This window comes from Clostridium sardiniense (assembly GCF_016907995.1).
In the GTDB taxonomy this organism is placed as follows: domain Bacteria; phylum Bacillota; class Clostridia; order Clostridiales; family Clostridiaceae; genus Clostridium; species Clostridium sardiniense.
In genome coordinates this window covers 38,459-51,257 of the sequence record NZ_JAFBDA010000010.1, presented here as the reverse complement: position 1 = coordinate 51,257, position 12,799 = coordinate 38,459, and the positions used below count along the sequence as shown (strand labels likewise).

Genomic DNA, 12,799 nt, shown 5'->3' with positions numbered 1-12,799 from the left:
AGAGTTTTTTTAACTTTATAATTTAAAGAAGGCATAAGCTTAAAGCTTATGCACTTCTCATTAAATTAATTTTATTATTCATTATTTCCAATTTTATTTGCGGCTATAACAAATGGAGCCCATATTACTAGTGCAAGTATAAATAGTAATAATGCTAAAAGTGTAGCTCTAAAATCTCCATTAGTTGCTAAGAATGCTGACAGTATTGGTGGACAAGTCCATGGAATAAATGCACTTATCTTAGATACCAGTCCAGCTTGCGTTGCAAAATATGCTATAGTACATAATATACCTGGTATTATAGCAAATGGAATGAAGTAAATTGGATTTAATACTATTGGTAAACCAAATATAACAGGTTCATTAATTTGGAATACACCTGGTACAATTGCTAATTTAGCCAGTTCTCTACTTTCTTGTCTCTTAGAGAATATAAATATAGCTAAAAGTAATGCTAAAGTACCACCTGATCCGCCTGGCATAGCGTATACGTCAACAAAGTTTCTAGTAAATATGTGTATAGCCTCTTTACCCTGGTTAACTGCTTCTATATTAGCATTTAATGTTGGTAAATACATAGTATTAAGAGCTGGTTCTACCATGTTTAGACCATGTAATCCGAAGAACCAGAAGAATTGTGATAATGTAATTAATCCGATATAAGCGAATGGTGATTGTCCAAACTTAGTTAAAGGTTCTTGTATTGTTTTATCAATCCAAGTTTTGTAATCTACTCCAATAAATGAAATAAACAACATTGAAATAAGTGCAAATACAAATACAGTTACTATAGCTGGTATAACAGCTGAAAATGCTCTTGAAACAGCTGGTGGTACTTGATCAGGCATTTTAATAACCCAGCCTTTTTTAGTAAGATAACAGAATAATTGTGCTGATAATAGAGCAACAACAAGTCCTGCAAACATAGCAGTTGAGTTAAATGATGCCCAGGATATATTCCCCCAAATGTCTACAGCATGTTCAACATCATCAATCTTTACAATAACACCTTTTAAAGTATCTGGTACCATAGCTAAGTATGCAGCAACTGCTACAGTAGCCCCAGCTAATGGATCAACATCTTGTGATCTACAATATGCATAAGCAACAGTTATAAGTAAGAAAATTGTTGTCATTGCAAGCGTTCCCCACCACATACCAGTAAATACAGGTGATATATACTTATCAATAACAGGTTGTACTGAAGATGCCCATGCATCCATTTCATTTAATTTTTTTCCAACTAATGAGTCCGGTTTTAGTAAAACGTTTAGGAACATAGTTCCAAAAGCTCCAATTAAAGAAATTGGTAAGTAAGCAATAAATCCATCTCTTAGCGCAGCTAAGTGTTTTTGGCTACCTAACTTTGATGCAATCGGCATCATAACTTTTTCAAGCCAAGTAGCAAATCTGTCCATAAATCCCATTTCGGTTCCCCCTTAAAAATTAATAATATTTATATGAATATTTCCTTTCTTACTGATTAGAGTGTCGTCAAATCATTTAAGCATTAGAAAATATACATAACTACTTTAATTTTTAAACCCTTTATGTGTAAAAGATCATTTGTAATCTTTTACATTGCTTATATAATAAATTTATTATATAAGCCTAAATATAATTCCTATAATTTTCACCCTATAAAATTTTATTACTTTATATATATAATAAAGTCTTTGCAAATAAATTTAACAAAGATCTCTTAATCTAATTTTTACTAAAACTTAATTAAAATATGGCTCTAATAATGGTAATACCTTTTCTACTCTTTTTAGCCCAAAATCAACTGGTTTTAAAACTATATATGGTAAACTTTTACTATCCAATTCTGCCTTTAATTTATCCTCCACAAGCATCATCTCTGGTGATATTAGAGTAACTGCTATATCTTCATCCTTTAGGTAATCTTTCATATTAGAATCATTTGTAAATATCCATTCGATTAATAAATTTTCTTTTCTAGTATGCTCAACTATAACTCTTTCAAATGATTTTGATTGACTTGTCCCTTTTGATAAAACTAACACCTTATTCATATTTCCATCCCCATTCTATTTATAAACTTAAGTATTGCTTAATAAATAAACCATATTAGATAATTTTGTTATTATTTACAATTTTATCATAATATTAATAAGGTGTATATGTTTTTGTTAATTTTTAACATTATTTATTAACAACTTTTTTAATTTTATCTTTTTAAATTTTTTACTTATTTCTAAGAGCCTTTGTCCTTATATTTATAATTTTACATAATTCACCCTATTTTGTAAATGCTTTATTGAACAAATTGTAAATCTTTGTTCATTTTTGTAAACTTTTTATATGCATCATATAGAATCTCTGTATATTTTTATGCTTATCTATATAATTTATCACTATTTTTAATAATATTTTTAGTCTAACCTACAATTTATAGGTTAGACTATAATAAACTAAAGTTCTTTTTCTAATCTTTCTCTAATACTTTTTATAAAATCAAAACTATTAACAACTTTTATATCTTTATTTTTTGTAATTAGTGCAAGATCTTTAGTCATTGTTCCTTCTCTAATTGTATCTAAAGTCACTTTTTCTAGAATATTTGAAAATCTTATAAGATCATTTATGGAATCAAGTTCTCCTCTTTTTCTTAAAGCTCCTGTCCAAGCAAATATAGTTGCAATTGAATTAGTTGATGTCTCTTCTCCTCTTAAATGTCTATAATAATGTCTTTGAACAGTTCCATGTGCTGCTTCATATTCATAATTCCCATCTGGCGAAACTAAAACAGAGGTCATCATAGCAAGAGATCCAAATGCTGTTGCTACCATATCGCTCATTACATCTCCATCATAATTTTTGCAAGCCCAAATCATGCCCCCTTCTGATTTTATTATCCTTGCTACTGCATCATCAATTAAAGTATAAAAGTATTCTATTCCTTCTTCTTCAAACTTATTTTTATATTCATTTTCATATATTTCTTTGAAAATATCCTTAAATGTATGATCATATGTTTTTGAAATAGTATCTTTACTTGAAAACCATAAATCTTGTTTTGTATCTAATGCAAAATTAAAACAACTTCTTGCGAAACTTTCTATAGATGACTTTAAATTATACATTCCAAGAACTATTCCATCTCCATCAAAGTTATGAATTAATTGTCTTTTTTCATTTCCTATATCATCAGTGAATACTAATTCACACCTACCCTTTTCTTCAATCTTCATCTCTGAATCTTTATAAATGTCTCCATAAGCATGTCTAGCTATTGTTATAGGCTTTATCCAATTCCTAACGCAAGGTTCTATTGAATCTACACATATTGGAGCTCTAAAGACTGTTCCATCAAGAATTGATCTTATTGTTCCATTTGGACTTTTCCACATCTCTTTTAGGTTGTATTCTTTTACTCTATCACTATTTGGAGTTATTGTTGCACACTTAACTCCTACTCCATATTTTTTAATAGCTTCCGCTGCCTCAATTGTTACCTTATCATCTGTTTCGTCCCTAACTTCTAACCCCAAATCATAATAATCGCTTTTTAATTCAACAAAAGGATTGATTAATTCCTCTTTAATATAGCCCCATAGAATCCTTGTCATTTCATCTCCATTCATTTCAACTAATGGAGTTTTCATTTTTATTTTTGTCATAAACTTGCCCCCTTTTATTAGCTTTTATAACCATTTTTAGGATAATTATACATTACAGAAAATATTAAATCAATTTTATGAAATAAAAAATAGTATGGAAGTAAGTCTACTTAACTTACTCTCATACTATTTTTGTTTAACATTCAAACTTTTGAGCTTCTTCTATAAATTCTTTCATATTATTACTTATAAATTTATCTTTATGTACAATAAGCAATAAATCTCTCTTTATTCTATCTTCATTAAATGTTACCTTGCTAATCTTATCCATCTTTATTTCTTCTCTAATACACTGATTAGATACACATCCAATTCCAAGACCTGCCTCTACACTTCTTTTAATAGCTTCTGTACTACCAAGTTCCATAAATACTTCATATTCTATTCCTTTATCTTTTAAGTACCCTTCAACTATTTCTCTAGTTCCACTGCCATTTTCTCTCATAATAAATTTTTCTTTTGACACATCTTCTTTATTTATAAAAGTTTTATTAGTCCATTCATGTGCATATGGCTCTATAAACACAAGTTCATCTTCCCATATCTTCTCATATATTATTTCTTCAGAATGTACTTTTCCTTCAACAAAAGCAAAGTCAATTTTGTTTTGAAGAATCATCTTCTCGATATTCTTTGTATTCTCTATTATAAGAGATATTTCTATACCTTTATTTACTGATACAAAATCTTTAATTATATCAGGTAATATATATATACCTATAGTTGTACTAGCTCCTATTACTATTCTACCTTGCTCTTTATTATTAATTTTTTTAATATTCTCGATACCTTCATCGTATAAATTAAGTATTCTTCTAACATAATTAAAATAAACTTCACCCTCATATGTAAGACTTAGTCTTTTACCTATTCTATCAAAAACCTTTACGCCAAGTTCCTCCTCTAATTCTTGAATTGCTTGACTTACAGATGGCTGACTTATGTAAAGAGATTTTGCAACCTTTGTCATATTCAAATTAATAGCCGTCTCATAAAATATTCTTAACTTTCTAAAATTCATACCTTCACCTCAAAGTCAAATAAGCCATGGTAATACCATAGCCTATTTTTTATCTTTATCTACTTCTTCGTAATCAACATCAATTGCTTTTGATGTATCAAAATCATCATCATTACTTTCATATTGTCTAGCCTCATCACTTTCATATTTGCTAGTCTCATCATTTGAGCTTCTATAAGTATATGTTTCACTATAATTTTCGTTATCTTTTTTATATTTATTTTTATTAAAATATCCTCTAATTTTGAATATACCCCATAGTACTACTGCTGCTATGATTACATAAGGTAATATCACTATGAATGCTGAAGCAACTAATCCAATTATTACTATAGTTATTATAAGGTACATTGCTATCTTAAAATTTCTATTCATATCCTCATTCCTTTTTAAAGTATCATTTTGTACTATTATACAATTTAATTGTTAAGTTATAAAGATATTTATCTTGCAATTTTATTAACAATAGAAATATATCCTACTATATTTACCTTAAATGTGAAAAGTAGCACTTACTAAGTAAGTGCTACTTTAAATATTTTAAGCTGATTTTTTTTCTTTCTTTGCTATCTTTGGAAGTATAAATCCAAGACCAATTAGTATAAATGGTGTTGCAACATTAAGTATTAGTTGGAACCACCATCCACCAGTGAAGGTATCAACACCTTGTGGTGCCATTCCTAAGATACAGGCTATCGCTGTAAATGCAAAACACCATACACCTACACCTAATGCAAGTTTATCGTTCTTTAAGAACTTGTAATCAGCTTTAAATTTATCTCCAGCTTTCTTAAGTAAGATAAATGCTAAGAATACCCAAAGATATCTAAGTGGCATTACAACCGCATTTAATCTTAATAACCAGTTATATATCTCATTAACATTACCAATTCCTAGTGCTGGAACAATAATTAATATACTAACTAGTATAGCTGTCATTAAATATCCCTTAATTGGTGCACCATGTGAATTTGTTTTTGTTAATCCTCTAGGTACAAAGTTATCATCAGTATCTGCAAGTAGCACTTTAAGTGGAGCATCAATTGAGAATATTAATGCTGAAATTTGTGCTAATGCATTTGCTAATGCATATATAAATAAGAATGTATTTCCTATTCCATAATACTCACCAAGTTTTTGGAATGCATAATATTGACCATTCATCATAAGATCTTTTGGTATATCATTTGCATTAAACATCATTCCCATTGCAAAAGATCCTAATATTGCTGATATTGTAACCATAATTGCAAGTATTATCATTCCTAATGGGAACTCTTTACTAGCATTTTTAGTATTATTTACATATGGTGAAATCTTTTCTGCTCCACCAACTGAGAATACTAGCATTGCAATAGTTGTAAAATATGTGAAATTAAAGTTTGGAACTATTGTATCCCAACTTATATTAGTAGTTGCTATATGAACTCCTCTTATTGCTGGTGCAGCTATCATTAATACTATATAAAGTAATGACATTACAAATGTTGCGACCCCTGCAACTGTTCCTATAGTTTTAAGTGAAGTCATTCCTCTTGATGCTACCCATAAGAAGAATAAGAATATTGCTAAAGTAATAAGCTGTGCATATAATGGATCCATTGATTTTACAAAATCTCCATTTCCTTGTACCGCCCATCCTAAAGCTACTAATAAAGTTTGTGGCTTTTGAGCTAAATAAGGGATATGAACAACCCAATAAGTCCAACCCGCAAAGTATGCTAATGTTGTTCCTTTAGTTTCTCTAATCCATGTACTAACTCCCGCTTTACCATCTTTGAAAACTGATCCCAGTTCTCCAACCATTAAAGCATATGGTACAAAGTATAATCCTATGATAAGGACCCATGATACAATAACTTGTAATCCTTGGTTAGCAAAGTTGTTAACAACATTACCAAATCCCCAAACTGATACAAAGGCCATCATCGCAAGGTTATACCACCTTAATTTTTTACTATCATCTGCCATAGTTATCCCGCTCTCTTTCTGTCATTTCTTAGCTTATTAAGTATAAAAATACTTATACATTATATCAAACTTCTAATAATACGACAAATTTCATAACTCACTTCAATATTTTATAATTTTCTTCATCGTATTTATTTATTACAATCAAAGATTTTTTATTAATAAATCAACAGTTGTTATTATATATTTTTAATAAACAATCAATTATATAAAGGTATGAATAATATATTTTTTAAATAAAAAAGCTATTTTATTAACTTGTGGTTACAAATATTTTATTAAATATTTCTTATGACCCTTAAGTAAATAAAATAGCAATTTATTTTATATTATATTAAAAATTTCAGCATAAATATAACTCCAATAACTACTGTAGTTATACTTATTTCTTTCACTTTACCCGTGAATAATTTAAGTAATATGTATGAAATTACACCAAATATAATACCATCTGAAATACTGTATGAAAATGGCATCATTATCATAGTTAAAAATGCTGGTATAGATTCTGTATAATCTTCTAAGTTTATTTCTCTAATTGGCTCAATCATAAATAATCCAACTAAAATTAATGCAGATGCAGTAACTGCTGGTGTAATTGATGCAAATATTGGTGCAAAGAATAGTGATAATGCAAACATTATTGCAGTTGAAACAGCCGTTAATCCTGTTCTTCCACCTTCTGCTACACCTGAAGCACTTTCTACGAAAGTACTTACTGTACTTGTTCCAACGCAAGCTCCAAAAGTTGTACCTATAGCATCTGATAATAATGCCTTCTTTATGTTTGGAACCTTTCCGTTTTCATCAAGCATCTTTGCTTTAGTTGCAACTCCAACTAAAGTTCCTATTGTATCAAATAGATCCATAAATAATAGTGTAAATAATACTATTAGCATATCCATTGAGAATATATTGTGCCATTCAAAATTAAAAAGAACTGAACTAATTGATGGTGGTGCACTCATTAGTGAAGTTGGCATTGGAGTTATTCCAAATGGAATACCAATTATTGCAGTAATAACCATACCAAAGAAAAGTGCTCCTTTAACTTTTCTAGCTAAAAGAATTGCTGTTATAATTAATCCTATTATAGCAAGTAATCCTTGGCCACTAGTTAACTTACCTAGTGATAATATAGTTCCACCATCAGCTGGATGAACTACAATACCCGCTCCTTCTAGACCTATAAGTGCTATTAAAAGTCCAATACCAACTGATATCCCCTTTTTTATACAATCTGGTATTGAATCAACAATTGCTTCTCTAACATTAAATAATGTTAGTAATATAAATATAATACCTTCTAAGAATACGGCAGTTAATGCAAATTGAAATGAATATCCCATTTGAAGCACTATTGTATATGCAAAGAATGCATTTAATCCCATCCCTGGTGCTTGAGCAAATGGAAGCTTAGCATAAATTCCTGTAAGTAATGTTGCTACAAATGCTGAAAGTGCTGTCGCAGTAAAAACTGCTCCTTGATCCATTCCAGCGGCTGCTAGTATTGATGGGTTAACGATTAATATGTACGCCATTGTCATAAATGTTGTAAGCCCTGCAACAATTTCTCTCTTTGGATTAGAACCATTTTTTGTTATTTCAAAATAGTTATCAAGTAATCCATCTTTTTTGAAGAAGTTTCTCATTTTATCACTCTTTCATTAATATTTTTCGTCCGAGAACTATAATATATTATTTTTCGCCAAATTTCTACCCTTTATACGAATATTTTTAAAACTTTTTGAATTTTTCTATGTATTTTTATTTAAAACACGAATTTTATGACGTTGTGATCACCCTTATATTTCGTATATTTGCAATAAAAAAGGTTAATCTAGATAATTAACTCTAGATTAACCAAATCTTCTAAATATTTATTTTTATCTATTTACTAATGTAACTTCAATATCTTCAATTCTTCTATCCATGATTTTAATTACTTTAAGTTTAAGATTTCCAATAGTAAAATCAAATTTTAAATCCTCTTTCGGTATCTCACCAATTTGAGTAATTATATATCCACCTAATGTATCACAATCATCCTCTTCTATATTAGCATCAAATTCTTCATTAAAGTCATCAATATTAATTGTACCCTTAACTAGATATTTATTATTATCTAGTTTTTTAACCTCTGGTTCAGATATATCATACTCATCATCTATATCTCCCATAACCTCTTCAATTAAATCTTCCATAGTTACAATACCTGAAAATCCACCATACTCATCAATTAAAATTGCCATATGATTTCTATTGGCTTGTAACTCTTTGAAAAGTTCATTAATTCTCTTAGTTTCTGGAACAAAATATGGCTTATGAAGAATCTCTCGTACATTAACATTTTCAAAGCCAACTTTTCTTGCCTCAACAAAAAAGTCTTTAATATAAAGCACTCCTATTACATTATCTACTTCATCTTCATATACAGGAATTCTTGAATATGGGCAATTTACTAAATCATCTAAATATTCGTCTATATTATCTGATATATCTATAAGATAGGTATCCTTTCTAGATGTCATTATCTCTTTAGATAATCTGTCATTAAATTCAAAAATACCATTAAGCATGTCCTTTTCATCTTCATCTATAGCACCTTCAGCTTCTCCTTCTGAAATCAAGGCTTGTATCTCTTCTTTAGATACCTTATCTTCAATTCCATTTTCATTAAATCTTATAAGTTTTAATATAAGTGAAGTTGATATAGATAAAATTTTTATGAATGGTTTTGCTATTATTGAAGTTAAATAAATTATTTTAACAGATGATAATGCTATTTTTTCCTTTCTTTGAAGGGCTATTCTTTTTGGAACAAGCTCTCCTAAAACAAGTGTTAAATAAGAAATTGCTATTGTTACAAGAATTAGTGATATCTGCTTTGTATATGGTAAATTAAAAGAACTTAATTTTTCTGAAACTACAACAGAAATACCTGTTGCTGCAGATGCACTTGAGAAGAATCCTGCAAGAGTTATTCCAACTTGTATAGTTGCTAAAAAATTACTTTGATCCTTCATTACTTTTTCTAATAATTTTGCTTTCTTATTTTCTTCTTCAGCAAGCATCTTTATCCTATTCTTATTTACTGATACTATTGCCATCTCTGCTGATGAGAAAAATGCATTTACTCCTGTCAAAATAAGTACTAATATTAACTGGGGTATAATACTTCCCGGCTCGGGTTCTAACATGTTTGTATTCCTCCTAAAAATGTATAATAAATTGATATTATCATAAATTTTTATAAATTACAATTGTTTATTTTTAGCACTTAACTAATGTATTCTATCCATTTAAATAATCATTCCTGTAAAGTATAGAATTAACCTTTTAGTCCATACTTCAATACTAATTTGATATTAATTGTGAATAAATACTTTCATATTTATACATAATTATTCTTTCTATCGCTTCATATATACATCAAAATTTTTCATGATTTTTTTAGCTTATTTTTTGTATTTTTAGTAACAATGTTCTATTAAAATTAACATATACAAACGTTATTTTCCTTTAATATTAATAGACAAATAATTATAATAAAAATTATAATTAAATTATATTTTTTATTAAATTAATTTTTAGGGGGACATAAAAATGAAAACAAAAAAGATACTTTTCACTCTAATGGTAGCAATGGTTATATCATCTGCTACACCTATAAACAAAGCATTCGCCTCAACTAATACTTCACTTAATTCGTCTAATGCTTCAATTGACATATCTGTAAATAAAGTAAATATGACAGATTCCTTTTCTAAACAATTAACTGAGACAAATGAAGCCTTAAATCAAATAATAGAAAAAACTTCTGACTCTGATTTAGATTCCATTATAAATAATGATATTGTTAAAAGTTATTTACCGTTAAGAGAATTTATATCAAGAGTAGGTGCATCAGAATTAACTAATTTTTATAATGAAAACCAAGATCAACAAAACTTTATAAACTGGCTTATAGGAAGTCCTAAATCATTAACCTTATACCTTCAAGGTGGAGAACCTACTTCTGGGAAAAATATAGATGCTCTTAGGATTTGGTCAAAAATATGGAATAATGATAAAACTTCAAGAGATGGATTTAATCTTAAGCTAGCAATAGCAACATCATTAGAACATTCTAAGCCAATAACTTTCTGGCTAGATAGCACTCAAAAGATTGATCCAGTTAAACGTTATGAATTATTTAAATCATTAAATGATAAAGATGAAATGTTTCCTGTATTTAAAACTCTTGATGTAACACATTTAAGAAAAGTTATTGATGCAAAAATAACTGATTCTGATATACTTTGGGTTAGAAAATATGTAAAAGAGGAACATCCTGACCTATTAAGTCAAGATAAAATTTCAAGCATTGTTTGGAGTATTAAATATACTGACAAAAATCCAGAAGGTAAAAGCATATTTGGACCTGATTTTTATGGAAAACACCCTACATTTAAAACAGTTTTAGATTATGGCGGTGTTTGTGGATCTATTTCTTATTTTGGATCAATGACTTCTAAATCATTTGGTGTACCCTCAAGTCCTGTAGGACAGCCTGGCCATTGCGCAATGATATACCTAAATTCAAATGATAAATGGCAAATAACATATAATATTTCAGGATGGCCTAAATCAAGTGGTGCTACATTAAATGATTGGTCTAATGGTTCTAAAGGATATAATACTTCTTATAATATTTTATTTGAAGATGCTGATAAGAATCAAGAATCTCTTTCTAAAGCAGAGGAATTTAGATGGCTTGCAAATATTTCTACTTCTAAAACATCCTCTATGAAATTACTTAATGAAGCAATAAAAATTTCACCTCTTGATTATGCTGCATGGAAAGATAAAATAGCTGCTATGTTAAATGACCCTAATACTACAACTGATGATTATAGAAACGTAAATGCAAATATATTGAAGACATTTAGTAATTACCCAAAACCAATGGTTGATCTTCTATCTAAAATTAAGGATAAGGTAATTAATAATGATAGAAAAGAACTTAATGAATATATAGTATCTTATAAAGCCGCTTTAGAGTCTTCTACAAATAATGATGCAAAAGCAATTGCTAAAGATTTTTTAAACGATATGAGAAATAACGGTTTATCCTTAGCTTCATTTAGTTTTGATGGCAAAAACGCTGGAAAACTTGAGGGTATAGAGGTAGATACAGAGTATAGCTTAGATGGAGGTAGAACTTATAAAACACCTACTGAACCATCTATGAAATTAAGTAAATCTGAACTTGATTCTATAACATCAGAAAATGGAATTCTTCTAAAAGTTAAAGGTGCAAAAACACCTGTTTTAATTCCTATTCAAAAGGGAGATAAAATAAACGTTTCTGAAAATGATGATGAAAATTTAATTTTTGGCATAGATAAAAATATTGAGTTTTCAATAGATAATGGAACTACTTGGACTAAGTACGATGGTAGTAACCTACCTGATTTAAGTAAAAACTTAACTTTATTAGTACGTATGGCTGCAACTGGCACAAAACTTCCAAGTGAACCTACTAAATTAGTTTATACTGAAAATAAAATGATAGCTGGATTTATTCCTCATTCTGAAATGGAACTTGTTTCATATTCAAGCGAACAAGATAATGGAGGCCAAGCCGCTAAAAATGCTATTGATGGTAATACGAAGTCTTTCTGGCACACAAAATGGGACAGAAGCGATAAGGTACCTTATTTAACTATAAAACTTAATAAAGAATATGATATTTCAAAATTAACGTATCTTCCAAGACAAGATACTGGAGTTAATGGTAATGTTAAAGAATATAACATATATACAAGCCTAGACGGAGTTAATTTTACAAAAGTAGCTAGTGGTACATGGAACTATAACGATAAAAAAGCTCAATCAGTAACTTTCGATAAAACTAAAGCTAAATATATAAAATTTGAAGTAGTTAATGGCGTTGGTGGCTTTGCTTCAGGGGCTGAACTTAATTTATATACAAATTAATATTAATCTAATATAAATAAAAGCAGATAGTTAGAATACTATCTGCTTTTATTTTTTAAACTTCCTTATATATAAAATTTTAAAGAGAACTGTATAAATCAATCTTCTTTAAATATATCTATATAAATGACGCTAGGAATTTCCTATTACGCTTTATTATAGATTTTATTATTAATTATCT

General features: G+C 28.7%; 9 protein-coding genes. 1 reads left to right on the top strand and 8 read right to left on the bottom strand.

Features of this window, described 5'->3' with window-relative positions; all coding sequences use genetic code 11:
• Nucleotides 1-74: 74 nt before the first annotated feature.
• From JOC62_RS10055 to JOC62_RS10020, 8 genes are all read right to left on the bottom strand, one after another.
• Nucleotides 75-1,427 (bottom strand): PTS sugar transporter subunit IIC, encoded by a 1,353-nt coding sequence (locus tag JOC62_RS10055; protein ID WP_204595138.1) that lies wholly within the window; start codon nucleotides 1,425-1,427, stop codon nucleotides 75-77.
• 297 nt (nucleotides 1,428-1,724) lie between these two features.
• Nucleotides 1,725-2,036 (bottom strand): hypothetical protein, encoded by a 312-nt coding sequence (locus tag JOC62_RS10050; protein WP_204595137.1) that lies wholly within the window; start codon nucleotides 2,034-2,036, stop codon nucleotides 1,725-1,727.
• Between the two features lie 399 nt (nucleotides 2,037-2,435).
• Nucleotides 2,436-3,644: an NADP-dependent isocitrate dehydrogenase gene (locus JOC62_RS10045; RefSeq protein WP_204595136.1), complete on the bottom strand. Its 1,209-nt coding sequence runs from the start codon at nucleotides 3,642-3,644 to the stop codon at nucleotides 2,436-2,438.
• Nucleotides 3,645-3,780: 136 nt separating this feature from the next.
• On the bottom strand, nucleotides 3,781-4,665 hold the full coding sequence (locus tag JOC62_RS10040) for a LysR family transcriptional regulator (protein WP_204595135.1): 885 nt from the start codon (nucleotides 4,663-4,665) through the stop codon (nucleotides 3,781-3,783).
• A 42-nt stretch (nucleotides 4,666-4,707) separates the two neighbouring features.
• The gene (locus tag JOC62_RS10035; RefSeq protein WP_204595134.1) at nucleotides 4,708-5,040 is read right to left on the bottom strand and encodes a hypothetical protein; all 333 of its coding nucleotides are present in this window, start codon (nucleotides 5,038-5,040) and stop codon (nucleotides 4,708-4,710) included.
• Nucleotides 5,041-5,205: 165 nt separating this feature from the next.
• Nucleotides 5,206-6,636: an amino acid permease gene (locus JOC62_RS10030; protein ID WP_204595133.1), complete on the bottom strand. Its 1,431-nt coding sequence runs from the start codon at nucleotides 6,634-6,636 to the stop codon at nucleotides 5,206-5,208.
• Between the two features lie 329 nt (nucleotides 6,637-6,965).
• Complete coding sequence (locus JOC62_RS10025) at nucleotides 6,966-8,288, bottom strand: NCS2 family permease (RefSeq protein WP_204595132.1); 1,323 nt, start codon at nucleotides 8,286-8,288, stop codon at nucleotides 6,966-6,968.
• A gap of 234 nt (nucleotides 8,289-8,522) precedes the next feature.
• Nucleotides 8,523-9,836, bottom strand: a complete 1,314-nt coding sequence (locus JOC62_RS10020) for a hemolysin family protein (protein WP_204595131.1) — start codon at nucleotides 9,834-9,836, stop codon at nucleotides 8,523-8,525.
• A gap of 406 nt (nucleotides 9,837-10,242) precedes the next feature.
• Between JOC62_RS10020 and JOC62_RS10015 the strand changes: the two genes are divergently transcribed.
• Entirely contained in the window at nucleotides 10,243-12,618 is a 2,376-nt protein-coding gene (locus JOC62_RS10015) for a discoidin domain-containing protein (RefSeq protein ID WP_204595130.1), read from the top strand.
• Nucleotides 12,619-12,799: the final 181 nt, after the last annotated feature.

Excerpts from the sequence above, each read along its gene's own strand:
- JOC62_RS10045 (WP_204595136.1), bottom strand. The coding sequence starts at position 3,644 with ATGACAAAAATAAAAATGAAAACTCCATTAGTTGAAATGAATGGAGAT.
- JOC62_RS10055 (WP_204595138.1), bottom strand. The coding sequence starts at position 1,427 with ATGGGATTTATGGACAGATTTGCTACTTGGCTTGAAAAAGTTATGATG.
- JOC62_RS10025 (WP_204595132.1), bottom strand. The coding sequence starts at position 8,288 with ATGAGAAACTTCTTCAAAAAAGATGGATTACTTGATAACTATTTTGAA.
- JOC62_RS10040 (WP_204595135.1), bottom strand. The coding sequence starts at position 4,665 with ATGAATTTTAGAAAGTTAAGAATATTTTATGAGACGGCTATTAATTTG.
- JOC62_RS10020 (WP_204595131.1), bottom strand. The coding sequence starts at position 9,836 with ATGTTAGAACCCGAGCCGGGAAGTATTATACCCCAGTTAATATTAGTA.
- JOC62_RS10050 (WP_204595137.1), bottom strand. The coding sequence starts at position 2,036 with ATGAATAAGGTGTTAGTTTTATCAAAAGGGACAAGTCAATCAAAATCA.
- JOC62_RS10030 (WP_204595133.1), bottom strand. The coding sequence starts at position 6,636 with ATGGCAGATGATAGTAAAAAATTAAGGTGGTATAACCTTGCGATGATG.
- JOC62_RS10035 (WP_204595134.1), bottom strand. The coding sequence starts at position 5,040 with ATGAATAGAAATTTTAAGATAGCAATGTACCTTATAATAACTATAGTA.
- JOC62_RS10015 (WP_204595130.1), top strand. The coding sequence starts at position 10,243 with ATGAAAACAAAAAAGATACTTTTCACTCTAATGGTAGCAATGGTTATA.